The 24,144-nt window shown below is 71.2% G+C and carries 22 protein-coding genes; 7 read left to right on the top strand and 15 right to left on the bottom strand.

Annotated elements, in window-relative coordinates; all coding sequences use genetic code 11:
- Positions 1–5 precede the first annotated feature (5 nt).
- Both B8W67_RS00495 and lspA read right to left on the bottom strand, forming a co-directional pair.
- Positions 6–932 carry an RluA family pseudouridine synthase gene (locus tag B8W67_RS00495; RefSeq protein ID WP_085301763.1) on the bottom strand — a complete coding sequence of 309 codons (927 nt, stop codon included), beginning with the start codon at positions 930–932 and terminating at the stop codon, positions 6–8.
- On the bottom strand, positions 929–1,492 hold the full coding sequence (lspA, locus tag B8W67_RS00490) for a signal peptidase II (RefSeq protein ID WP_372507470.1): 564 nt from the start codon (positions 1,490–1,492) through the stop codon (positions 929–931). Before lspA ends, B8W67_RS00495 begins: the two co-directional genes overlap by 4 nt.
- A gap of 57 nt (positions 1,493–1,549) precedes the next feature.
- Here lspA and B8W67_RS00485 point away from each other — a divergent pair, with 57 nt between their 5' ends.
- A complete protein-coding gene (locus B8W67_RS00485) occupies positions 1,550–2,482 on the top strand; it encodes an asparaginase (protein WP_069392270.1) in 933 nt (310 codons plus the stop codon).
- A gap of 145 nt (positions 2,483–2,627) precedes the next feature.
- Positions 2,628–3,176: an HNH endonuclease gene (locus B8W67_RS21480; protein ID WP_085301761.1), complete on the top strand. Its 549-nt coding sequence runs from the start codon at positions 2,628–2,630 to the stop codon at positions 3,174–3,176.
- Between the two features lie 217 nt (positions 3,177–3,393).
- Here B8W67_RS21480 and B8W67_RS00475 read toward each other — a convergent pair whose 3' ends face one another.
- From B8W67_RS00475 to ileS, 3 genes are read right to left on the bottom strand one after another with little or no spacing between them, the layout of a single operon-like run.
- Positions 3,394–3,690, bottom strand: coding sequence for a hypothetical protein (locus B8W67_RS00475; protein WP_069392025.1), 297 nt, complete (start codon positions 3,688–3,690; stop codon positions 3,394–3,396).
- Between the two features lie 57 nt (positions 3,691–3,747).
- Positions 3,748–5,100, bottom strand: coding sequence for a DNA polymerase IV (locus B8W67_RS00470; RefSeq protein ID WP_084228727.1), 1,353 nt, complete (start codon positions 5,098–5,100; stop codon positions 3,748–3,750).
- A gap of 34 nt (positions 5,101–5,134) precedes the next feature.
- Positions 5,135–8,296, bottom strand: a complete 3,162-nt coding sequence (gene ileS / locus B8W67_RS00465) for an isoleucine--tRNA ligase (RefSeq protein ID WP_069392023.1) — start codon at positions 8,294–8,296, stop codon at positions 5,135–5,137.
- Positions 8,297–8,611: 315 nt separating this feature from the next.
- On the opposite strand from ileS, the gene B8W67_RS00460 reads away from it, so the two are divergent.
- A complete protein-coding gene (locus B8W67_RS00460; RefSeq protein WP_085301759.1) occupies positions 8,612–8,830 on the top strand; it encodes a dodecin in 219 nt (72 codons plus the stop codon).
- Positions 8,831–8,844: 14 nt separating this feature from the next.
- Here B8W67_RS00460 and B8W67_RS00455 read toward each other — a convergent pair whose 3' ends face one another.
- The 7 genes from B8W67_RS00455 to mutA form a co-directional block, all read right to left on the bottom strand.
- On the bottom strand, positions 8,845–9,972 hold the full coding sequence (locus tag B8W67_RS00455; protein WP_069392021.1) for an NAD(P)H-dependent flavin oxidoreductase: 1,128 nt from the start codon (positions 9,970–9,972) through the stop codon (positions 8,845–8,847).
- 46 nt (positions 9,973–10,018) lie between these two features.
- Complete coding sequence (locus tag B8W67_RS00450) at positions 10,019–10,507, bottom strand: hemerythrin domain-containing protein (RefSeq protein ID WP_085301757.1); 489 nt, start codon at positions 10,505–10,507, stop codon at positions 10,019–10,021.
- 13 nt (positions 10,508–10,520) lie between these two features.
- Complete coding sequence (locus B8W67_RS00445) at positions 10,521–10,961, bottom strand: OsmC family peroxiredoxin (protein ID WP_069392019.1); 441 nt, start codon at positions 10,959–10,961, stop codon at positions 10,521–10,523.
- Positions 10,962–11,070: 109 nt separating this feature from the next.
- Positions 11,071–12,288 (bottom strand): esterase/beta-lactamase LipL, encoded by a 1,218-nt coding sequence (lipL, locus tag B8W67_RS00440; protein ID WP_069392018.1) that lies wholly within the window; start codon positions 12,286–12,288, stop codon positions 11,071–11,073.
- 106 nt (positions 12,289–12,394) lie between these two features.
- A complete protein-coding gene (gene meaB, locus B8W67_RS00435; RefSeq protein ID WP_069392045.1) occupies positions 12,395–13,381 on the bottom strand; it encodes a methylmalonyl Co-A mutase-associated GTPase MeaB in 987 nt (328 codons plus the stop codon).
- A 14-nt stretch (positions 13,382–13,395) separates the two neighbouring features.
- On the bottom strand, positions 13,396–15,660 hold the full coding sequence (scpA, locus tag B8W67_RS00430; protein WP_069392017.1) for a methylmalonyl-CoA mutase: 2,265 nt from the start codon (positions 15,658–15,660) through the stop codon (positions 13,396–13,398).
- A 5-nt stretch (positions 15,661–15,665) separates the two neighbouring features.
- A complete protein-coding gene (gene mutA / locus B8W67_RS00425) occupies positions 15,666–17,516 on the bottom strand; it encodes a methylmalonyl-CoA mutase small subunit (RefSeq protein WP_069392016.1) in 1,851 nt (616 codons plus the stop codon).
- 127 nt (positions 17,517–17,643) lie between these two features.
- On the opposite strand from mutA, the gene B8W67_RS00420 reads away from it, so the two are divergent.
- The 4 genes from B8W67_RS00420 to B8W67_RS00405 all read left to right on the top strand — a co-directional run bounded on the left by B8W67_RS00420 (position 17,644) and on the right by B8W67_RS00405 (position 20,576).
- Complete coding sequence (locus B8W67_RS00420) at positions 17,644–18,384, top strand: TVP38/TMEM64 family protein (RefSeq protein ID WP_234793875.1); 741 nt, start codon at positions 17,644–17,646, stop codon at positions 18,382–18,384.
- Positions 18,384–18,881: a nitroreductase family deazaflavin-dependent oxidoreductase gene (locus B8W67_RS00415; protein ID WP_085301866.1), complete on the top strand. Its 498-nt coding sequence runs from the start codon at positions 18,384–18,386 to the stop codon at positions 18,879–18,881. The genes B8W67_RS00420 and B8W67_RS00415 overlap by 1 nt, the downstream gene beginning before the upstream one ends.
- Positions 18,882–18,893: 12 nt before the next feature.
- Positions 18,894–19,268, top strand: coding sequence for a hypothetical protein (locus tag B8W67_RS00410; RefSeq protein WP_069392014.1), 375 nt, complete (start codon positions 18,894–18,896; stop codon positions 19,266–19,268).
- A 216-nt stretch (positions 19,269–19,484) separates the two neighbouring features.
- Positions 19,485–20,576 carry a PPE family protein gene (locus B8W67_RS00405; protein ID WP_085301755.1) on the top strand — a complete coding sequence of 364 codons (1,092 nt, stop codon included), beginning with the start codon at positions 19,485–19,487 and terminating at the stop codon, positions 20,574–20,576.
- Positions 20,577–20,607: 31 nt separating this feature from the next.
- On the opposite strand, the gene B8W67_RS00400 is transcribed toward B8W67_RS00405, so the two are convergent.
- From B8W67_RS00400 to B8W67_RS00390, 3 genes are read right to left on the bottom strand one after another with little or no spacing between them, the layout of a single operon-like run.
- Complete coding sequence (locus B8W67_RS00400; RefSeq protein ID WP_085301753.1) at positions 20,608–21,564, bottom strand: NAD(P)H-dependent flavin oxidoreductase; 957 nt, start codon at positions 21,562–21,564, stop codon at positions 20,608–20,610.
- 11 nt (positions 21,565–21,575) lie between these two features.
- On the bottom strand, positions 21,576–22,145 hold the full coding sequence (locus tag B8W67_RS00395) for a LemA family protein (protein WP_085301751.1): 570 nt from the start codon (positions 22,143–22,145) through the stop codon (positions 21,576–21,578).
- Positions 22,146–22,196: 51 nt separating this feature from the next.
- Complete coding sequence (locus tag B8W67_RS00390; protein ID WP_085301749.1) at positions 22,197–24,038, bottom strand: DUF2207 domain-containing protein; 1,842 nt, start codon at positions 24,036–24,038, stop codon at positions 22,197–22,199.
- Positions 24,039–24,144 lie beyond the last annotated feature (106 nt).

Here is a 24,144-nt window from a genome sequence, read left to right as displayed (position 1 = left end):
GTCGGTCAGTGCGCGGCGCGCAGCACGTCGAGGGCGTGCTGCAGATCGTCGGGGTATTCGCTGGTGATCTCCACGCGGCGACCGTCGGCGGGGTGGGTGAACGCCAGCGACACGGCATGCAGCCACTGGCGTTCCAGGCCCAGCCGGCCGGCCAGCCGCGGGTCCGCGCCGTAGGTGAGGTCGCCGCAGCACGGGTGGTGCAACGCGGCGAAATGCACCCGGATCTGGTGGGTGCGGCCGGTCTCCAGGTGCACGTCGAGCAGGCTGGCGGCGACGAACGCCTCCAGGGTGTCGTAGTGGGTGAGGCTGGGCCGGCCGTTCGCGGTGACCGCGAATTTCCAGTCGTGGCCGCGGTGACGGCCGATCGGGGCGTCGATGGTGCCGCTGGACGGGTCCGGGTGGCCCTGTACCAGCGCGTGGTAGCGCTTGTCGACGGTGCGCGCCTTGAACGCCCGCTTGAGCGCGCTGTAGGCACGCTCGGACAGCGCCACCACCATCACTCCCGAGGTGCCCACGTCGAGGCGCTGCACCACCCCCTGCCGCTCCGGCGCCCCGGAGGTGGTGATCCGGAACCCGGCGGCGGCCAACCCGCCGAGCACGGTCGGCCCGGTCCAGCCGACCGAGGCGTGCGCGGCCACCCCGGCGGGTTTGTCGACGGCGACGAGATCGTCGTCGGCGTAGAGGATCCGCATCCCCTCCACCTCGGTCGGGGTGTTCTGCGGCGGTGCGGCCGGCTCGGGCAACTGCACCTGCAGCCACGCCCCGGCGACGAGCCGGTCGGATTTGCCCGCCGGGGCGCCGTCGAGTTCGACCGCGCCGGTCTCGGCGAGGGTGGCCACCGCGGTGCGCGACAGCCCGAGCAGCCGTGCCAGCCCCGCGTCGACCCGCAGACCGGCCAGACCCTCCGGGACCGGCATCGCCCGCTGGGTCATCGGGGTGTGTCGGCCTTCTGCCGCCCGACGGTGTCGAAGTCGAAGCCGAACAGGGAGAGCGCGACGAGCAGGATCGCGCCGCCGACCACGGCGGGGTCGGCGACGTTGAACACCGGCCACCAGCCGACCGACAGGAAGTCCACCACGTGGCCCTGCAGCGGTCCCGGCGCCCGGAAGAACCGGTCGACCAGGTTGCCCATCGCGCCGCCGAGGATCATGCCCAGCCCGATCGCCCACCACGGCGACACCAGCCGCCGGCCCATCCAGATGATGCCGACCACCACTCCGGTCGCGATCAGGGTCAGCAGCCAGGTGTAGCCGGTCGCCATCGAGAACGCCGCCCCGGAGTTGCGCACCAACGTCCAGGTGACGGTGTCCCCGATGATCGGCACCGGCTGGCCCGGGGTGAGCAGCCGCACCGCCAGCACCTTGGTGACGACGTCGATGAGCAGCACCACCGCGGCCACCGAGAGCAGCAGTTTCAGCCGTCGCGGCGGCTTGGCGGGCTCGTCGGGCGGCGCCGCCGTCGGCTCGAGGGAGTCTGTGTGTTCATCCGCCACGTCCCCCATCATCCCCTAAGGTCAATCCGCTCGGGCGCCGTGGTGGATGATCGGGCCATGGCCACCGTCACCGTCATCACCACCGGAGGAACGATCGCCACCAGCGACGACGGGCACGGGGTGCTGCGCCCGACCCGGTCGGGTGCGGATCTGGTGGCGGGGGTGGCCCCCCCGGGGCTCGACGTGGTGGTCACCGATCTGATGGCCCGCGACAGCGCCGCGATGTCCCCGGCCGACTGGCGGCGGATCGGCACGGCGGTGAGCGTCGCGGCCGAGACCGGCGGGGTGGTGGTCACCCACGGCACCGACAGCCTGGAGGAGACCGCGCTGTGGCTGGAGCTGACCTACACCGGTGCGGCCCCGGTGGTGGTGACCGGCGCGCAGCGCAGCGGCGCCGCCCCCGATGCCGACGGCCCGGGCAACCTGCGCGACGCCCTGGCGGTGGCCGCCAGCCCCGAGGCCGCCGGGCGCGGGGTGCTGGTGTGTTTCGCCGGTCTGGTGCTGGCCCCGCTGGGGGTGGTGAAGACCACCACCACCGAGCTGGTCGGGTTCGCCGGTCCGGTGATCGGCGCGGTGCGCGACGGCGCGGTCGAGTTCACCGCGGCCAAGACCCGTCCGCAGCTGCGCGGGGCGGTGGACCCGCCGCGGGTCGACATCGTCGCGCTGTACCCCGGCGCGGACGGCACGGCGCTGGACGCCGGGGTGGCCGCCGGGGCGCGCGGGCTGGTGTTGGAGGCGTTGGGAACCGGCAACGCCGGGCCGCCGGTCATCGAGGCGGTCGCGCGGCACTGTGCGGCCGGGGTGGCGGTGGCGGTGTCCACCCGGGTGCCCCACGGCGGGGTGGAGCCCCGCTACGCACCGGGGCACGCCTTGTTGGACGCGGGGGCGGTGCTGGTGCCCCGACTGCGCCCGTCGCAGGCCCGGGTGCTGGTGATGGCGGCGCTGGCCGCCGGCACGCCGGTGGCCGAGGCGATCGGGCGGTGGGGGTAGACAATCGGGCGGACCCATTATCTAGCAGGATGAATGCGATTTTATCTAGCAGGATGAGGCGATTTGCTAGGACAACGCCTGGAAGCGAGCAGGGCGTGATCCGGGTTTACCACAACGTCTAGGTGCCGGGAACGAGGATCTAACGATGAATGCTGCGCGGCCGGCCATTCCTCGGGCCATCGATCGAGCAGTGCGCGTTGAGGCTGGGCATCGATGCGCAATCCCGACATGCCGTGCTACCTCGGGATTGCAGATTCACCACATAGAGGATTGGGCCAAGATTCGGGAGCACTCCTTCGAGAACCTGATCCTCGTGTGCGCCATCTGTCACTCACGAATCACTGGGGGCGAGATCGACAGGCAGTCAGTGCTCGCCTACAAGGCGAACCTGAGCATCCTCGCAAGCAGATACGGCGACCTCGAACGAAGAGTCATCGATCGCTTTGTGAACCACCCAGATCAGACAGAAGTTGTCTTGGACACGAGCCAGGCTCTGTTGCTGGACTATCTGATCTCCGACGGAATGCTCGCCTACCTTGGCCCCGCAAAGAATGCTATTTACGTCGGACCAGGCGAGCCGCCGTCACCGGAGGCTATTACTCCCGAGAGTCATTACGGCCCCGCTCGGTGGGGGCTGACGGACGACGGACGACAGTTCGTTGATCGTGTGCGAAAAGCGCGAAGGTTGAACTAGCGAACGGACAACGTTGCCTCGCCTGGTGGGTGTGTACGCCAAGGGGAGCCCGTCGCATATTCATCGACAGTGATTGGGAACTGCCGGGAATCGATGAGCTACGGCGGGGCAGAATTTTCCTGGAATATCTTGTACCGCAACAGATAGTGGGCCGCAAGTGAAATCGTTGGGATGGATCGGTCGCTAATCCCGACGCTGCGTGACCGCAGGGAATCGCTCAGCCCGGGGCCTGGGTGCACAGCGTGCCGCGCGCCGCGCCGACCACCGCCGCGCTGGTGGCCGCCTCCGCAGCCGCCACCCCCTGGCCGGTGTAGAGCACATGGCAGGCCAGGTAGCCCTGGGTCAGCAGCGCGTCGTCGTCACCGGTGGCGCCGGCGCCGCGGGCGTTGTCGATGTACCGCTGCATCTCCGGGGTGACGGTGGTCGGCCAGGCCCCGGAGACACCGGCGGCCGACACCGCCACGGCCCCGGCCGCGATTGCCACGACACCGATCCGCACCATCTTTTTGACCATGGATCTGACGCTAACACCGCCGGAGGGGGTGCCCGACACGCAATTTCGGCGCGGCATTCACGCCTCGGTGAGGTACTGCGCGGGCCAGTCCAGGCTGGCCACCGGGTCGGCGGGGACCAGGTCGGGGTCGTCGACGGCCAGGGTGCGCGCCGGTCCCGGCCCCGAAGCCCGGGTCTCGAAGCGCACCGTCACCCGCCCGTGCCCGGCACCCTGCACCCAGCCGTGCCCGAACTGCGGGTGCGTCACGTCATCGCCGATGCGCCACCGGGCGTCGGTCTCGGGCGGGGCCGCCGCAGCGGCCGCGACGACCGGCGCCGCCTGCGTGTGCGGGATCTCCCCTAGTTCCAGCCCCGGGAACAGTGACTCCTGACGCACCTCGCTCAGTCCGGAGAAGCCCACCCCGAGAAGCCGGATCGGGCCGATCTGCTGCGGGTCGAGCAGCAGCCGACGGGCCGCACCGATCAGGGTGGCCACCTCGGTGGTGGCGTACGGCAGCGTCGCCGAGCGGGTCAGGATGTCCATGTCGGCCTTGCGCAGCTTCACCGTCACCGTGCGCGCACCGCGGCCGTCCCGGCACAGCCGGCGGTGGGCGTGTTCGGCGATCGGGCCGATCACCTCGTGCAGTGCGCTGAGGGTGGTCAGGTCGGCGGCGAAGGTGGATTCGGCGCTGATCTGTTTGGCCTCGGCCCGTTCGGCCACCGGCCGCTCGTCGATGCCGCACGCCAGCCGGTGCAGCGCCGGACCGGTCGTGGCACCGAGGATGTCGGCGACTTCGGCGTCGGTCAGCGCCGCCAGTGCGCCGATGGTGTCCACACCGAGACGATGCAGTTTCTCCTCGGCCACCGGCCCGATACCCCACAGCCGGCGAACCGGCAGCGAATGCAACAGTGCCAGTTCCTCGGTCGGGTCCACCACCGTCAGCCCGTCGGGTTTGGCCAGATCGGAGGCGATCTTGGCGACCTGTTTTCCCGACCCCGCCCCCACCGAGGCGATCAGGCCGGTGTCGGCGCGCACCCGCGCGCGCAGGTCGGCGCCGAAGCGTCGGACCGCGGCGACATCGGCACCGATCAGTTCAGCGGGTTCGCCGAACCCCTCGTCGAAGGAGAGCTGCTCGACGACCGGGATGAGTTGGCGCACGGTGTCGAAGACACGGCGACTGGCGATGCGGTACACCGTGCCGCGCGGGGGCAGCACCACCGCGGCCGCCCCGACCAGCCGGCGGGCCTGGTGCATCGGCATGGCCGAACGGGCCCCGAACACCCGTGCCTCGTAACTGGCGCCGGCCACCACGCCGCGTCCGCCGAGGCCACCGACCAGCACCGGCCGGCCCCGCAGAGTGGGGCGGGTCAGCTGCTCCACGGAGGCGAAAAACGCGTCCATGTCCAGATGCAGAACCCAGCGGGCGGCCACACCAGCCATGCTAAGGCGGTCACGGCCAAGGCGGTCACGCCCGGCGGATCGCCACCCGCACGCCGTCGCCGATCTCGACGGCATCGGGACCCGGATCGGCGAAGGTGAACTCGGTGGCCAGGATCTCCCCGGCGATCAGGTCACGGTGGGTGGCCGCGGTCTGCGCGCGCGCCTGCGGCACCGCCATCACCACCGTGATCCGGTCGGAGACCTCCAGGCCGGTGGATTTGCGCAGATCCTGCAACTCGCGGATCCGGTCCTTGGCCCACCCCTCGGCCTCCAACTCCGGGGTGACGGTGGCGTCGAGCACCACCAATCCGGTGCCCGCGGGCAGCGCGGCGGTGAATTCCGGGTCGGCGGCGACCAGCCGGGTCTCGAACTCGCCGGGCTGCAGCACGGCCGGCCCGGCGTGCAGCGTGCCGTCGTCGGCGAGGACGGCCTCACCGGCCTTGACGGCCTTGATCGCGGCCTGCACGTCGCGGCCCAGCCTGGGTCCGGCGACGCGGGCGTTGACGGTGAGCTCGAAACGGCCGTAGCCGGCGATGTCATCGGTGAGCTCCACGGTCTTGATGTTGAGCTCGTCGGCGATCAGGCCCACGAACGGTTCCAGGCTGGATGGATCATCTACCGCCACAGTCAGTTTGGGTAGCGGCAGACGCACCCGCAGCTTCTTGGCCTTGCGCAGCGACGACGCGGTCGAGCAGACGTCACGCACCTGGTCCATCGCGGCCACCAGCGCCAGGTCACCCGGCAGGGCCGACGGCCAGTCGGTCAGGTGCACCGACCGCTGTCCGGTCAGGCCCCGCCAGATCACCTCGGTGGTCAGTGGAAGCAGCGGTGCGGCCAGACGTGCGGTGACCTCCAGCACGGTGTGCAGCGTGTCGATGGCGTCGGCGTCCTCGGTCCAGAACCGCGAACGCGACCGGCGCACATACCAGTTGGTCAACGCGTCGGTGAAGTTGCGCAGCCGCTCACACGCCCCGGAGATGTCGCACTCATCGAGTCGTGCGGTGAGCTCGTCGCGCAGCGCGGCCAGCTTCGCCAGGATGTAGCGGTCGAGCACGTGGGTCGAGTCGGTGCGCCAGCGACCCGGCCGGGGCGCATACAGCGCCAGGAAACTGTAGGCGTTGGCCAGCGGCAGCATCACCTGGCGCACCCCCTCGCGGATGCCCGCCTCGGTGACGACCAGGTTGCCGCCGCGCAGGATCGGCGAGGACATCAAAAACCATCGCATGGCGTCGGAGCCGTCGCGGTCGAACACCTCGGAGACATCCGGGTAGTTACGCAACGACTTACTCATCTTCTGCCCGTCGGATCCGAGAACGATGCCGTGGGCGACACAGGTTTTGAATGCCGGACGGTCGAACAGCGCGGTGGCCAGAACATGCAGGGTGTAGAACCAGCCGCGGGTCTGGCCGATGTATTCGACGATGAAATCCCCGGGGAAGTGGGCCTCGGCGCTCCGCGGGCCCCCGCCGTCGAACCAGTCGGCGTTCTCGAACGGGTAGTGCACCTGCGCGAACGGCATCGAGCCGGAGTCGAACCACACGTCGAGCACGTCGGGGATGCGCCGCATCACCGCACGACCGCTCGGGTCGTCGGGGTTGGGCCGGGTCAACTCGTCGATGTAGGGCCGGTGCAGGTTGTCCGGACGCACCCCGAAGTCGGCTTCGAGTTCATCGAGGCTGCCGTAGACGTCAACCCTCGGGTGGGCGGGGTCATCGCTGACCCACACCGGGATCGGCGTCCCCCAGTAGCGGTTCCGCGAGATCGACCAGTCCCGGGCACCGGCAAGCCATTTGCCGAACTGGCCGTGTTTGACGTGGTCGGGATGCCAGGTGATGCTCTCGTTGAGCTCCACCATCCGATCCTTGAATTCGGTGACCTTGATGAACCACGACGACACCGCCTTGTAGATCAACGGGTTTCGGCATCGCCAGCAGTGCGGGTAGGGGTGCTCATAGGTTTCGTGACGCACCAGCACCGCGCCGCCCTCCGCGGCCGGGCCCGTGCCGTTCTTCAGGTCGGCGATGATCGCCTTGTTGGCGTCGAACACGTGCTGGCCGGCGTAGGCGGGCACGGTGTCATCGAAGCGGCCCCGCGCGTCGACCGGGGTGACCGGGGTGATCCCGGCCGGGTCGGTGGTGGCCTTGTCGTCCTCACCGTAGGCCGGGGCCAGGTGCACCAACCCGGTGCCGTCCTCGGTGGAGACGAAGTCGGCGCCGAGCACGGTGAACGAGGGCCGCGTATCGGCGAAGAACGGGAACGGCGGCAGGTAGCGCAACCCGATCAGGTCGGCGCCGCGCAGCCGCGCCAGCACCTCGGGCTCCTCCCCCAGTTCGCGCGCGTAGGCGCCGAGGCGTTCGGCGGCCAGCACGTAACGGTGCTCGCCGACCGCGACCTGCACGTAGTCGATCTGGGGGCCGACCGCCACCGCCTGGTTGGACGGCAACGTCCACGGGGTGGTCGTCCACACCAGCAGGTGGGCGCCGGCCAGCTCGCCGGCGGCGGGATCGTCGGCGAGGCGGAACCCGACGGTCAACGCGGGGTCCTGGCGGCTCTGGTAGACGTCGTCGTCCATCCGCAGTTCGTGGTTGGACAGCGGTGTCTCGTCACGCCAGCAGTACGGCAGGACCCGGTAGCCCTGGTAGGCCAGGCCCTTGTCGTAGAGCTGTTTGAACGCCCAGATCACCGACTCCATGAACGTCGGGTCCAGCGTCTTGTAGTCGTTGTCGAAGTCCACCCAGCGGGCTTGGCGGGTCACGTAGGCACGCCACTCGTCGGTGTAGCGCAGCACCGACTCGCGGCAGGCGGCGTTGAACGCGGCGATGCCCATCGTGTCGATCTGGGATTTGTCGGTGATGCCGAGTTGGCGCTCCACCTCCAGTTCGGCGGGCAGCCCGTGGGTGTCCCATCCGAATCGGCGCTCCACCTTGTAGCCGCGCATGGTCCGGTAGCGCGGCACGATGTCCTTGACGTAGCCGGTGAGCAGATGCCCGTAGTGCGGCAGCCCGTTGGCGAACGGCGGGCCGTCGTAGAAGACGTACTCCTCGGCGTCGGCCCGGCGGGCGATGCTGGCGCGGAAGGTGTCGTCGGCGGCCCAGTAGTCGAGGACCTCGGTCTCCAACGTCGGGAAATCCGGGCTGCCGCCGCTCAGTTTCGGGTAGCCGGCGCCGCCGGCCTGGTCTGTTCGCACCGCTTTGTCGTCTCCTGCGCCTCGCGTCACTCGGCGCGGGGACGACGCCACGCCTGCGTGGTCGCCGCGGTACCACCCCGCTTGTCGCACCGGGACCCGTCCCGGTGTGACCGCTTGATCACGGCTGTCACGGGCCTACCCGTCCGGGTCTACTTGGCCGGGCGGTGCCCGACTGTTCTTCCGAAGGCTCCCCGGTGATGGCCGGATCGACGCCGCTGATCCTCGATTCTACGATCCGGCGCCACCGGCGGCGCGGGCACCCTATCCTGCGGGCACGGGGGCCCGACAAGTGGCCGGACAGAAAGCGGGACGACGATGAACGACAACACCTACCGGGTCATCGAGATCGTGGGCAGCTCCCCGGACGGGGTGGACGCGGCGATTCGCAACGGGCTGGGCCGCGCGGCCGCGACGATGCGCGGCCTCAACTGGTTCGAGGTGTCCTCGATCCGCGGGCACCTCAGCGACGGCGAGGTCGGGCACTTCCAGGTGACGATGAAGGTCGGATTCCGGCTGGAGGACAGTGCCGGCTGACCGCCGGGAAACGCTCAGGGCGCGTCGTCGTCGAGCATCCCGTCGAGGCGCTGCACGGCGTCGATGAACTCCGAGATCATCTCCAGCACCACCGACCGGGCCGGGCGCACCCGGTCGAGGGCGCCGACCACCTGCCCGACGAAGTAGGTGGCCAGCTCGTCGGCGCGGGTTCCGGGGCGTCCCGCGGCGCGGGTGATCGCCCGTTGGGACTCGGCGACCAGGGCGTTCTGCAGCGGCATGCCCAACGGGTCGGGGCGATCGGGCCGTTCCCACTCGTCGGTCCAGGCCGTGCGTAGCATCCGCGCCGGTTTCCCGGTCAGGGAGCGCGACCGCACCGTGTCGGTCGACCCGGCGGTGAGGAATTTCTCCTTGACCGCCGGCGGGGTCTCGGCCTCGTCGGTGGTCAGCCACACCGACCCGCACCAGATCCCCTCGGCGCCGAGGGCCAGGGCGGCCGCCATCTGTCGTCCCCCGGCGATGCCGCCGGCGGCGAGCACCGGCACCGGGGCGACGGCGTCGACGACCTCGGGCACCAGCACCATCGTGGCGACCTCGCCGGTGTGCCCGCCGGCCTCCCCACCCTGGGCGACGATCAGATCCACCCCGGCGGCCGCGTGGCGGCGGGCATGGTCGACGGTGCCGGCGAGTGCGGCCACCGCCACGTCACGCTCGTGGGCACGGGCCACCACATCCGGCGGCGGCGGGCCGAGTGCGCTGGCGATCAGCCGGATGTCGTGGGAGAAGGCGACTTCCAGCAGCGGCTCATATCCCTTCGGGGAGACGTTGAGCCCGCCGATCGGTGTCCTTTCCGGCACCGGCGGGATCTGGTAGCGCTGCAGGATCTCGTCGACGAACGCCCGGTGCTCGGCCGGCAGCAGCGCTGCCACCGCGTCGGCGTCGAGTCCACCGCGCTCGGCGCCGACGTACTTCGGCGGCAACAACAGATCCACCCCGTAGGGCTTGCCGCCGGTCTGCTGTTCGATCCAGGTCAGCTCGGTGTCGAGACGCTCGGGGCTGTGCGCGACCGCGCCGAGCACGCCGAAGCCGCCGGCGTTGGTGACCGCGGCGACCACGTCGCGGCAGTGGCTGAAGGCGCAGATCGGGTACTCCACGCCGAGCAAGTCGGCGACCCTGGTGTGCATCGGCTCACGCTATCAGCGCCGGCGGGACGCGGCACCCGACGACGGGTCAGCCGACCGCGGCCTGCTGGCAGACCCACCCATCCGGGGTGGTGCCGCCGTCGAGGAACTTGCGTACCTTGGTGTCGGCCTGCGGCGGCATGTCGGCGTCGGCGTGCGGGTAGATGACCGGCTCCTCCTTGGAGTTGTGCCGCTCCAGCAGCTCCATGAGCTGTCGGCAGGTCTGCCCCAGTTCGTCGGGCGTGGCCGCGTCGGCCAGCCCGGCGTCGAGAGCCTCCATCAGGTGCCACATCTCGCCGTGCTCACGGATCATCACCATGATCGGCATCATCAGCCCGCCCACTCGCAGCGGCGGGAACAGCAGCACCTCTTCGAGGTAGATGTGCCGGCGCAGCGCCTCCAGCGCACTCGTCAACGGCTCGGGGTTCACCGTGCCGTCGCCGAGGGCGGTGAGGAATTGCTCGATCCCGGCGTCGATCTCGTGGTGTTCGCGTTCCAGGATCACCGACAGCGCGGTGTCGGCGGTGTCAGCGGACATCGGCGCGGTGTCCTCAGGCGAGCTGCGCGTCGACGGTGATCGTCGCGCCGGCGAACAGCCGCGACACCGGGCAGAGCGCGGCGGCCTCGTCGACCACCGAGGCGAAGGTGTCCTTGTCGATGTCGGGCACCTGGGCGCGCACGGTCAACGCCGACGTGGTGATCGTCGGGGCGCCGTCTACCTCGTCGAGGGTGACCGTCGCGGTGACCTCGAGGCGCTGCGGCGGAGTCTTGTTCTCCCCCAACTTCAGTGAGAGCGCCATCGAAAAGCACGACGAGTGCGCCGCCGCGGCGAGTTCTTCCGGGGAGGTCTTGCCGCCGGGGGCCTCGGTGCGCGCCGCCCACGTCACCTGCTGGCCGTCGAGCACGGTGCTGCTGCTGTTGGCGAAGGTGCCGGTCCCGGAGGCCAGCGGGCCCTCCCAGATGGTCTGCGTGCTGCGTTCGGCGATGCTCATGCTGTGGTGACTCCTCTACCGTCGACCTGTGGGGACTGTCGGGTCCGGCATTTCTCCAACCGTGACTTGGGTAAACCCTAGACCATTGTCGGCGGTGCTGACCAGAACCTCAGCCGGCGGCCGCGTCGACGCGGCGAAACGGTGCGCCGAAGCGGCTCACCGCGGTGATGTCACGCTCGTGCAGCCCGGCCGCCGCGCGGCGGATCAGGTTGCCCAGGGCGACGAACCCGGCGTGGTCGGAGAGCACGAACGGCGTCAGCAGCCGGTTGTGCACGAAGCCGAACCCCACCCCGGTGGCCGGGTCGGCCCAGCCCGCCGAGCCGCCCAGCCCGACGTGGCCGAAGCCGGGCAGCACCCCCAGCGGCGCGGCGTGGTAGCCGAGGTGGAACGGCAGCGGCAGCACCAGGTTGCCGTCGGCGCGCAGGCGGGTCCGCCCGGAGAGCGCGGCCGTCCGGTTCGCCGAGAGGAACTCGGTGCCGTCGAGGCGCCCACCGTTGGCGATCGCGCCGTACATGCGGGCCAGCCCACGGGCGGTGGCCACCCCGTTGACCGCCGGGGCCTCGGTGTCCAGCAGCGGGATCACCCCCTGCACCGAGGAGACCAACCCGGGGAAGTAGATCGCGCCGAGCGCCCGCGATCCGGAGCGGGCCGCCAGTCCCGGCACCATCCGGCCCATCAACGGCATCGTCATCCCCCGCTGGGGCATGACGATGCGCGCCACCTCGGTCGGGGCGTCGGCCGGGGGCCGACCCAGATACAGCCCGTCGGTGTCCAGCGGCTCGGCGAGTTCGCTGCGCACCAACTCCCCCATGCCCTTGCCGGTCACCGCTCGGGCCAGCCCCGACAGTAGCCACCCGAACGTCAACGCATGGTAGGCGGGTTTGCCCAGATGGCGCCCCGGGGCGGCTGCAGCAATGCGCTGTTCCATCAGTTGGTGGTCCAGCAATTCGGCGTTGCTCACCCCCTGCAGATGGTCGAGCCCGGCACGGTGACGCAGCATGTCGCGCACCGTCAGAGCCCCCTTGCCGTTGGCCGCGAACGCCGGCCAGTATTCGGCGACCGGGGTGTCGTAATCGATCAGGCCGCGGTCGGCGAGGCGGTGAATAACGGTGGCGGCCATGCCTTTCGTTCCGGAGAACACCATCGCCGCGGTGTTCTCCCCCCACCTCACCCGGCCGCGCCGGTCGGAGAACCCGGTCCAGACGTCGACGACGGGTTGTCCGTGCAGGTAGACGGTGAGCGCACCGCCGCCGAACGGGCGGCCCGGGAACATCGCGGTGAACAACCGCACGGCGGCGGAGAAGCGCGGGTCCGCGGCACCGCTCACCCCACGCGGAAGTCCGGGTCGATCGGCGTTACGACGCGGTGAATTGTGGCCCATATCACCGAATGTACGCCGTCTGGCGGCAAACAAAAGTGAAGTTATCTAACTGTTAGCCCGCTGCGATCCGCAGGATTTGCTCAGCGGCAAGCACCGGGGTGAGTTCCCCGGCCAGCACCTGGTTCTCCAACTCGGCGCGCCGACCCCGCACCCCCGGATGGGAGAGCACCCGGTCGACCACCGTGTCGCGCACCAACTCCCAGGTCCACTCGACCTGCTGGCGGCGTCGGCGGGTGTCGAACTCGCCGGCCTCGGTGAGGACCTGGCGGTGGCGTTGCACGGTCTGCCACAGCTCGGCCACCCCGGTGCCCTCCAGCGCGCTCATCGTCAATACCGGGGGCCGCCACAGGGTTTCGCGGGGATAGATCAGTCGCAGCGCTCCGGAGAGTTCCCGGGCGGCCATCCGCGCCTCCGGCAGATGGTCGCCGTCGGCCTTGTTGACCACGACGACGTCGGCCAGCTCCAACACCCCTTTTTTGATGCCCTGCAGCTGGTCACCGGTGCGCGCGAGGGTGAGGAACACGAACGTGTCGACCATGCCGGCCACCGTGACCTCCGACTGGCCGACCCCGACGGTCTCGACCAGGATGACGTCGAAACCGGCCGCCTCCAGCAGCACGATGGTCTCCCGGGTGGCGCGGGCGACCCCGCCGAGGGTGCCCGAGGTCGGCGACGGCCGGATGTAGGCGTCCGGATGGGTGGCGAGGCGCTGCATGCGGGTCTTGTCGCCGAGGATGGATCCGCCGGTGCGGGTCGAGGACGGGTCGACCGCCAGCACCGCCACCCGCATCCCCTGGTCGATGAGGTGCATTCCCAGCGCCTCGATCGTGGTGGACTTGCCGACCCCGGGCACCCCGGTGATCCCGACGTGCTGGGCACGCCCGGCGTCGGCGGCCAGCTCCAGCAGCAGCTGCTGGGCGTCGTCACGGTGGTCGGCGCGGGTGGACTCAACCCGGGTGATGGCCCGCGCCAAGGCGGCGCGGTCCCCGGCGCGGATCGCCGCCGCCCGCTCGGCGACGGTCTCGACGCGTGCTGCGATGTCTGCCACCTACTTCAGTCGGTCAGGTCGTATCCGAGACCCTCGGCCAGTTTGTGCAGCAAATCGCTTGCGGCGTCGGAGATCACGGTGCCCGGAGGGAAGATCGCGGTCGCCCCGGCGGCGTAGAGTTCGTCGAAGTCTCCCGGTGGGATGACCCCGCCGACGACGATCATGATGTCGGGGCGGCCCACGTCGGCCAGCGCCTGGCGCAGCGCCGGCACCAGCGTCAGGTGCCCGGCCGCCAGGGAGGACACCCCGACGACGTGAACGTCGTTGTCGGCGGCCTGGCGGGCAACCTCGTCGGGGGTGGAGAACAATGCACCGACGTCGACGTCGAAACCGATGTCGGCGAAGGCGGTCGCGATCACCTTCTGGCCCCGGTCGTGGCCGTCCTGACCCATCTTGGCGACCAGGATGCGCGGGCGGCGCCCGTCGGCCTCGGCGAATCTCGCCACCAGTTCGGTGACCGTGGACAGCGGGGTCACGGCGTGCCCTCCTCCGACCTCGTCGCGGTACACCCCGGAGATGGTGCGGATCTCGGCCTGGTGGCGACCATAGACCTTCTCCAGGGCATCGGAGATCTCCCCGAGGGTCGCCTTGGCGCGGGCGGCGTCGATGGCCAGTGCCATCAGGTTGTTGCCCAACCCGTCGTCTCCGGCCGGGCCGGTGGCCGCCGCCGCCCGGGTCAGTTCCTCGAGAGCGGCTCGGCAGGCGTCCTCGTCACGGTCGGCGCGCAGCCGCTCGAGCTTGGCCAGCTGCTCGGCGCGCACCCGGGAGTTCTCGACCTTGAGCACCTCGATCTCGCGGTCCTCGGTGACCTGGTATTTGTTGACGCCGATCAGGGGCTGCTGACCGGAGTCGATGCGGGCCTGAGTGCGCGCGGCGGCCTCCTCGATGCGCATTTTGGGGATGCCGTCGCTGATCGCCTGGGCCATTCCGCCGAGCTCGGTGACCTCCTCGATGTGGGCGCGTGCCCGCTGCGCCAACTGGTGGGTGAGCCACTCCACGTAATAGGACCCGGCCCACGGGTCGATCGGGCGGGTGGTGCCCGACTCCTGCTGCAGCAGCAGCTGGGTGTTGCGGGCGATGCGGGCGGAGAAGTCGGTGGGCAGCGCCAGCGCCTCGTCGAGGGCGTTCGTGTGCAACGACTGGGTGTGCCCCTGGGTGGCGGCCATCGCCTCCACACAGGTGCGGGCCACGTTGTTGAACGGGTCCTGGGCGGTCAGCGACCACCCCGACGTCTGCGAATGGGTGCGCAGCGACAGCGATTTGGGGTTTTTCGGCGCGAATTCACCGACCAGTTCGCTCCACAGCAACCGCCCGGCGCGCAGCTTGGCGACCTCCATGAAGAAGTTCATCCCGATACCCCAGAAGAACGACAGCCGGGGCGCGAACTTGTCGATGTCCAGCCCGGCGTCGAGGCCCGCCTTGATGTAGTCCACACCGTCGGCCAGCGTGTAGGCGAGCTCCAGATCCGCTGTGGCACCGGCTTCTTGGATGTGATAGCCGGAGATCGAGATCGAGTTGAACTTCGGCATCTTCGCGCTGGTGTAGGCGAAGATGTCGGAGATGATCCGCATCGACGGCTTCGGCGGATAGATGTAGGTGTTGCGGACCATGAACTCTTTGAGGATGTCGTTCTGGATGGTCCCGGCCAGCTTCTCCGGCGGCACCCCCTGCTCCTCGGCGGCCACGACATACAGCGCCAGGATCGGCAGCACCGCACCGTTCATCGTCATCGACACACTGACCGCGCCCAGGTCGATCCCGTCGAACAGTTCGCGCATGTCCAGGATGGAGTCGATGGCCACCCCGGCCATCCCGACATCGCCCTGCACCCGCGGATGGTCGGAGTCGTACCCGCGGTGGGTGGCCAGGTCGAAGGCGACCGACAGCCCCTTCTGACCGGCGGCCAGGTTGCGTCGGTAGAACGCGTTGGAGTCCGCGGCGGTGGAGAATCCGGCGTACTGGCGGATCGTCCACGGCTGGTTGACATACATCGTCGGGTAAGGCCCCCGCAGGTACGGCGCCTCCCCGGGCACGCTGTGCAGCGGGTAGCCGTCGGCGACCGCGGCGTCACGGTCGGCGGCGGTGTAGACCGGGCGCACGGCGATGTTCTCCGGGGTGTGCCAGTCGAGTTGCTCACCGGTGTAGCCGTGCGCGGCGGCAGCGGCGGCCACATGCTCGGCGACGGCGGCGGGGGTGACCGGGTCGGTGCGACCGTCGCCGTGCAGCGCGGTGTCGGCGAAACTGGGGATCCGGGTGGTGCTGGTGGTCATCGCGGCTAGGCTCCCAATCGGCTGAGCAGGCTCGACAACACCTCGACCGCATCGATTTTCGCGGTCAGATAGGCGTCAGGTGCAGGGTCGGCGTCGGCGACGGCGCTGGCCGGTCCGGCCAGACAGATGTGGTCGACGCCCGCGGCGCGGGCGGCGGCTACCACGGCCGCGGCCTCCTGGCCGTAGCGGGTGTCGGTGCCGCACAGCACCGCCACCGGCGGGCTACCGGCGTCCGCGACGGCGGCGGCCACACCCTCGGCGGTGACGGTGCCCGGGTTGATCGCCTCGATCCCGCCGGCCGCCAACAGGTTCGTCGAAAACGTTGCGCGCACGTTGTGTTCGGCCAGCGGCCCCAGCGGCAGCAGCAGCACCTGCGGGCGTGCCCCGCTGTCGTCCAGCCGCGCATCGGAGCGGTCGCGCAGCGCCTCGAAACCGGCGGAGTAGCGGCGCACGGCCGGGTCACCTCCGGTGGTCGGCAGCGGCTGCTCCGCCAGGTTCGGGTACTCGTTGACCCCGGTGATCGCGGTGCGCCGGTGGGCGATGTCGCCGCCGCGGCGCTCGGCGACGGCGTCGACCTCGGCGAGCAGGTGATCGCGGGCCGCCTCGAAGCCGCCCCGGGCCTCGAGGTCGGTGAAGTGCTCCCATCCCGATTCGGCGAGGCGGGCGGTGAGGTCTTCGACGAACCACGACCCGCCGGCCGGGTCGAGCACCTGGCCCAGGTGGGATTCCTCGAGCAGCAGCAGTTGGGTGTTGCGGGCCATGCGGCGCGAGAAGCTCGTCGGGGTGTCGGGGTACCCGCCCGGTATCTCCGCATCGAAGGGGCGCACCAGCACCGTGTCGGCCCCGCCGATGCCGGCGCCGAACGCCGCCAGCGTGGTGCGCAGCATGTTCACCCAGGGGTCGCGTTGGGTCATCATCGCCCGGGACGTCTCCACGTGGCAGGTGGCGGCGCCGGCGTCGGGAACCCCGAGTACCTCGGCGACCCGGGCCCACAGCTGGCGGGCGGCCCGCAGCTTGGCGATGGTGAGGAACTGGTCGTCGTCGGCGGCGAACCGGAAACTGATCTGCCTCAGCGCCGCTTCGACCGACAGACCCGCCTCGGTGAGCGCCCGCAGGTAGGCCACCGCCGCGGCGATCGCCGCCCCCAGCTCCCAGCTGGCGTTGGCGCCGCGGTTGTGCAGCGCTGCGCCGTCGATGGTGATCGCACGCATCCCGGCGGGCAGCCGCGCGGCCACCGCCGTCAGTTCCGCCAATTCCGGTGCGGGGCGCCCGCTGATCGCTGCGGTGAGCGGGTCGGCGCCCACATCGATCGCCAGGGTGCGCCGCTGCTCGGCGGGCAGCGCCTCGACCAGACCGATCAGCACGTCGGCGACCGTGGTGTAGTCGCCGGGCCCGGCGTCGGCGATGAGCACCGGCATCAGGTCCAGATAGACCCCGTCGAGCAACGTCGTGACCTGATCGGCGGGAACGCCGTCGGCGCCGATGCGCAGCACCAGCGCGCTGACCCCGTCGGCGAGGGCTCCGAGCACGGCGTCGTTGTCGGCCGCAGTGCCGGGCTCGACCGGGAAGACCTCGGCGACTTTCCAGCCGGATTTGACGTCGCGCAGCGCATCGCCGCCGCGGGTGAACGGCCACACCCCGGGCAGCGGCGGTTCCGGCCGCTCGTCGAGCGCGGTGTAGAGCGGACGGATCGCGAACCCCTCGTAGGTGGGGGTGTCGAGCTTGCGTTCCGGCTCGTCGCCGAGTTCGTCGGGCTCGCAGCGCAGACTCTTCGCCAGCACCCCGGCCACCCCGCGCCGCCACCGGGCGCGCGACTGCTCCAGGTCGGCCTGTTCGGCGGGTACCTCAACTGACACCGGCGACTCCTGTTGTGATGACCTGGTCGGCCTCCCGGCGACCGTTCCGATGTCAACCAGGCTAATTTATCGCCGCACCGGCCTACCGGGGGCCTTGCTCCCGGTCCGCGGACCGTACCCTGGCGACGTGGCCACCACCCAGCTGCGGGCGATCTGGGCAACGCTGTTGAGCACCGCCGGGCAGCTGAGCGCCCGGCGTCTGGCGGTGATGGCCGCGGTGGCCGCCGCGGTCGTGGCGGTGGTGGTGGCCGTGCCGGTGCCGACCGCGTTGCAGGTGCGCGACTGGGTGGGTGCGGCCGGCCCGTGGTTCGCGGTGGTGTTCTTCCTCGCTCACGTCGTGGTGACGGTCGCACCGTTTCCCCGCACGGTGTTCACCCTCGCCGCCGGGCTGCTGTTCGGCGCAGGGTTGGGTGTGCTGCTCGCGGTGACGGCGAGCACCGCCAGCGCACTGTTGGCTCTGCTGTTGGTGCGCGCCACCGGGTGGCGGCTCGATGGGGTGGCTACCGGTGAACGGCTGACCGTGCTGCGGGCTCGGCTGCGTGAGCGCGGCTGGGCGGCGGTGCTGGCGTTGCGGCTGATCCCGGCGGTGCCGTTCTCGGTGATCAACTACGCCGCCGGGGCGTCGGGAATCCGCGTGCGGCCCTACACGGTGGCCACCGTGGTCGGCCTGACACCGGGTACCGCGGCGCTGGTGCTCTTCGGTGACGCGGTCACCGGGCGCGTCAGCCCGGCGCTGGCACTGGTGTCGGCGGGTATCGCCGCGTTCGGGGTCCTGCTGGCGGCCTACGAGGTGCGCCGACACCGCCGCCTGAGCCCGACACGCGCGCCGGGGGTACCGGCCGCGGCCACCGTCGAAGGAGGATGCTGATGGCTCGTTCACCCCTGGTCGCCGCCGCCACCGCGCTGCTGCGCACGGCGCCGGTGATGCGAGCGCCGATCTGGCTGTACCGCGCCCGACTCGGCGCGCTGCTGGGCCCGCGGCTGCTGATGCTCGAGCACCGCGGCCGCCGCAGCGGCCTGCCCCGCTACGTGGTGCTCGAAGTCCTCGGGCGTCCCGAACCGGGCCGGTATCTGGTGGCCTCCGGGTTCGGGGAGAAAGCCCAGTGGTTCCGCAACATCACCGCCGACCCGCGGGTGCGGGTGACCGTGGGCAGCCACGCCCCCGCGCCGGCCACCGCCCACCGGCTGCCCCAACCGGAGGCCGACCGGGCGCTGGCCGCCTACATCGAAGCCCATCCGCGGGCCTGGGCGCGGTTTCGCGAGGTGCTGGAGCGGACCCTGGGCACCCCGGTCACCGCGGTGAACACCGCGCTGCCGATCGTGGCCGTCACCGTCGAAGCCGCTGACCTGCCGGGATACTGCTAAACTGGCGCCATCGTGAACGGGGCGCAGCGCAAGACGTGGCGGCAATTGGCCGCGGTGCTCTCCCTTGTGGTCAGCGTGTGGGCCGGCGCGCTGGGCTACGCGCTGGCGCGGGCCCAAGCCGTGGTGGCGGCGCCGACGATCGCCGCCCCTGCCCCGGCCGACCTCAACGACGACACCACGCCGCACACCGACAGGGCGGTCGACTCGGCCCAGCCCACCAGGACCGCGCCGCCGCGGCTGCGGGCCTCGGTCCTCGGGCATTCCGCCCCGCCTCCGGCGGTCGCCGTCGCCGTGACCACCCGTCCGGGGGCGCGCCAGGAGGCGAGACCCGCCACGCCCCGCGACGGGCGCCATCAGCTCACCCGGTTCTGCATTCTGCGGCGCTGATCGGTCAGCGCGCGGTGGTCGCACCGGGCGCCTTTACCTGCCGCGTTCGCATCGGCGAACGCGTGTCCCCCCTGCCGTCGCGAGGTGATCGCCGCGGCTCGTGACGTCCCGGCCTCGGTCACGGCGTCACCGGCTGCGCTCGCGCGACGGGTTCCGTACCGAATCCGCGAGGAGAAACCCCATGTGTACACCCCTGCCTGCAATGGAGGCCCGGTGATGAGCTTCGCCGCCCTCCCCCCGGAGATCAACGCCACCCGCCTCTACACCGGCCCCGGGTCGGCACCGCTGCTGGCGGCTGCCTCGGCCTGGTCGGCGGTGGCCGCCGAACTGTCCACCGCCGCCGCCGGATACCACGCGATCGCCGTCGAGTTGCTCGGTGCGTGGCGCGGCCCGACGGCCATGACCGCGGCGCAGGCCCTGGCCGGCTACACCGGCTGGTTGCAGCTGACCGCCGGGCACGCCGAGCAGACCGCGCTGCAGGCCCACGCGGCGGCCAACGCCTACGAGACGGCGCGCGCCGCCACCGTCGCTCCACCGGTGATCGCCGCCAACCGGGCGTTGAACGCCACCCTGATCGCCACGAACCTGCTGGGGCAGAACGCCACCGCGATCGCGGCGACCGAGGCCCACTACACCGCGATGTGGGCGCAGAACGCCGCCGCCATGCACGCCTACGCCACCGCATCGACCGCCGCCACGGTGCTGCCGAGCTGGTCCCCGCCGACGCGGGGCGGCCGGGGCGCCGACACCGGTGCCGCACGCGCCGTGCCGGTGACGGCGGCAGCATCCACCGCCGCGGAGTCCACGCCGCCGACCGGGCCGTGGGACCAGTTCAATTGGCTGTCGCGGTTCGCCTCCGAGACCGGCAGTCACGTCCGCACCGTCGCCTCCAGCCTGGGATTTGTGGTGGGCGCGGCGGGGCTGGCCAAAGGCGCACTGGCGACCGGGGCGGCCGGGGCCCTGGGCACGGCCGGGGCCGGCGCGGCCACCGGGGGCGTCGCCGGTGCGGCCGGCGGCGTCAGCTCCGCGGCGCCCCGGATGGCGGGCACGGTCACCGCCGGTCTGGCTCGCGCCGGGACGCTGGGACCATTGTCGGTGCCGCCGGCCTGGGGGGTGACCGCCGGTAATGCGGCTCCGCTGGCCGTGGCGACACCGAGCACCGCGACCACGTCCAACGCGATGTTGGGCCCGGTCGGCGCTCCGCTGGCGCCGCTGGCGACCAACACCAAAAACAGCACGCTGGGATTGCCCGACACCCGGTATCTGGTGCGCCCCAAGATGCTGCCCGGGTGGCGCACCGGGGTGTAGCGACCGGGCGGGCCGCGGCGGGCAGACTGGTTCAGTGGCCCAGCAGCGCCGCGGCCCCGGTGACCATCTCGGTGACGATCTGGCCCGCCGGCGCCGCGGACCGGATGACACCGGCCGCCTGCCCGGCGGTGACATTGGCGATGCGGTAGTCGTCGCCGGCCACCGCAGTGCGGTACTGCGCGGCCACGCTCGCACCGGCGGTCTGCAGTCCGGATTCGTCGCCGTGCCACCGTTCGGTGAACGCGTTGCGCAGCACGCTCATCGTGTGCCCGGGGGGCCACCGGTAGCCGCGCACCACGTCGTACACCCCGGTGCGGCAGGTGGTGTCACCGTCGGCGGCGACCACCCGGTCGCGCGCCGCGGGAGCACTCAACGCCTCGACAGCAGTGAAAAACCTTGTGCCGCACAGCACCCCGGACGCACCGAGCATCAACGCCGCCGCCAGCCCCCGCCCGTCGCCGATCCCGCCGGCAGCGAGCACCGGGGTGTCGAGACCGCGGGCGGCGACCAGGTCGACGACCTCGGGGACCAGGGTCATCGTCGAGCGAGCACCGTAGCCGTGCCCGCCGGCTTCGCTGCCCTGAGCGACCAGCACGTCGGCACCGACCTGCAGGGCCCGCTGCGCGTGGGCCAGGGTCTGCACCTGACAGATCAACCGGGCGCCGGAGTCGATGATCCTCGCCGCGAACGGCGCCGGGTCGCCGAACGAGAGCATCACCGCCACCGGATCGTGCGCCAGCGCCAGCGTCAACACCTCGGGACGCTCGGTCAGCGCCCAGGTGATGAACCCGCAGCCCACCGGGGTGTCGCCGGCGAGTGCGAACTGCTCACGCAGCCACCGCGGGTCGCCGTAGCCACCGCCGAGAAGCCCGAGACCCCCGGCGCGGCTGACCGCGGCGGCCAACCGGCCGCCGGTGACCGCGGCCATCGGCGCACACACCACCGGGTCGGTGATGCCCAACAGCCGGGTCGCCGCGGTCGGCAGCACTCCCCGACCGCTCAGAACTGCACCTGCGGCGGGGCCTGTTGGCCTTCCGGCGCCTGGTAGAACGCCCGTTGGGCCACGCCGGCGACGCCGGCGAAGAACATCCAGGGGATGGTGACGACGCGCTGGTTGAGCGTGGCGACCGCGTCGTTGTAGTACTGACGGGCGAACGCCAACTGGTTCTCGGTGTCGGTGAGCTGATCCTGCAATTGCAGGAAATTGGTGGAGGCCTTCAGATCCGGGTAGTTCTCGGCGACGGCGAGCACGTTGAACACCGCTCGGTCCAACCGGGCCTGCGCCTGGGCTTTCTGCTCGACGGAGCCGCCGTGGGCCGCCTGCGCTGCGCCGGCCCGTGCCGCGGTGACCTCTTCGAACACCCCGCGCTCATGGGTGGCGTAGCCCTTGACGGTGTTGACCAGGTTGGGGATGAGGTCGGCGCGGCGGGTCAACTGCACATCGATACCGCCGAGTGCCTCCTGCGCTTTCACGTCAAGTTGGCGCAGCGCGTTGAACGCGCTGACACCGAACCCGACCAGCCCGATCACGATCACCAGGATCACGATCAGCACGATCGTTGCGGACATCGTCGTTGTCTCCTTCACTGTGGCGCCGCACCGGTGAACCGGCGGGCGGGTTTACCAGGTGCCGCCGCCGCCCCCGCCGCCTCGTCCCCAGCTCATACCGGCGCCGGCGGAGGTGGCCTGACCGTAACTGCGCAGCGACGACGAGACCGTGGCACTGAAACTATCGAGGCTGGCTGCGAAGAATCGGGGGCCGTCGCACACAAACGGATACCACAGCGGGATCGGCGGCTCCCACCCGGTGGCCATCCGGTACTTCGCCGCCCAGGCGTCGGCGACCCCGAACGCCACCGCGTACGGGATGTAGGCCAGGTACAGGTCGGTCCGGGCGGCGAAGTCGAACCGGCGCTCCGCCGACGGGGTGGCCAGAAGCCGTCGGAACCCGGCGGCCTGCGACCACCACGCCCGGCCCGCGTCGGTGCGACGGGTCCCCACTCCGGTGGCCAGCAACCCGATCCCGCCGATGGCGAACGCGGCCGGCGGAAGACCCCACATGGTCGGGCCCACGAGTCCGGCGAACACGATGACCGCCACGATCACTGCGCCGATCACCGCGAACCGGCCGACCCGCTCCCCCGCGGCGGGAGCGACGATGCCCTGCTCACGCGCCCACTGCTGGCAGTCGGTGGCTATTGCCTCGCGGGCGCGCGACACCGTAGCCGCGACGTCGGGCCCGCCGTCGACGAACAGCGAATTGCCCACGGCGGTGACGCCCAGCCGCTCGCCGAGTTGCCGGCTGACCGGGTCGATCTGCGCCCAGCGGGCCGGGTCGGCCAGCCCGGTGACCACCCAGCGCTGCCCATCCACGGCTTGCAGCCGCACCAGCCGGCGCTCGGCCAGATACAGCAGGGTGGCGATCAGGGCGTGCTCACCGACGCTTTCGTCCACCAGGTAGGCGCAGTGCGCGGGCCCCAGCCCGCGGGGCGGGGCGTAGAGCACCGGGAACCCCGGCGCGGGTTCGCGCGAGCGGCGCATCCACAGGTAGCCGCCGCCCGCCGCCGCCATCGCCAGCACTGCCACCAGCGCCACCAGCGGCAGCGACCGGCCCAGCACCGTGTCGTAACGCTCCGTCCACGGCAGCTGGCTCTGGGCGGGCAGCGGCACCGCCAAATCCACCCGCAGGGTCAGCGGGGTGTAGCTCAACAGGTTGTCCGCGCTCACGCTCACCTGGTCGGTACCGGCCCCGTCGACGGTGCAGGACCCGAAAGCCCCGTCGGCGCACCCGACCAGCCCGGCCGGGCCGGGCAGGCTCACCCGCACGTGCGCGGAGCGGGTTCGCATCGGCCAATACCCCACCACGTTGTGGAAAAAGGTCGCCGTCGGCGCGGTGGGGTTGTGCCCCTGCTCGGTGGGCAGGTGGCCGGGCTGCGGGGCGATCAGCGTCGAGGTGAGCCGGTAACGGATTGTGTAGGTGTAGCTGCCGGGGGCCAGCACGGAATGCCGGTCACCGATCTGGGCGATGTAGCTGCGGCCGTCGTCGCTCCACGAGTAGTGCACCGCGGCGGGGTGGCCGTCCTGGCTGACCTCGGTCACGGTGGGCACCGAGCGGACGTGCGGATCGGCGGGGTGACCGACCGGGAAGTACCGGAAAATGCCGTGGCGGCCGGCCGGCAGCCGGACGGTGAGGGTCTCGGTGGCGGTCAGGGTACCGTCAGCATCCACCCGGTAGTCGGCGTCGTAGTCGGTGATCTCGCTGTCGAGATCCAACGTGGGGCTGACGAACCCGGCGATGACACCGTCGCGGGCCACCGGGAACAGCATCCCCAGCCCGGCCAGCACGGTCAGCACCGCCATCAGCGCCCACATCCGGGCGGTGGTCAACGGCCAGAACAACCGATAGAAGACGCCCGTGACCCACGGCATGACCGCTGCGGCCAGCCGCACCAGCAACTGCATGTATCACTCCCGTCCGATCGGACTGATTTTGTCACGACCGCCGCGGGGCGCCGCGCACTTTCTCCGCGTCCCTCCGAGGTACGGGCGTCACCGGCTAGCCTGACCG

This window comes from Mycolicibacillus koreensis (genome assembly GCF_002104795.1).
Classification (GTDB): Bacteria; Actinomycetota; Actinomycetes; order Mycobacteriales; family Mycobacteriaceae; genus Mycobacterium; species Mycobacterium koreense.
The sequence above is the reverse complement of the archived record's forward strand: the minus strand, read 5'-3'. Positions and strand labels throughout refer to the sequence as shown.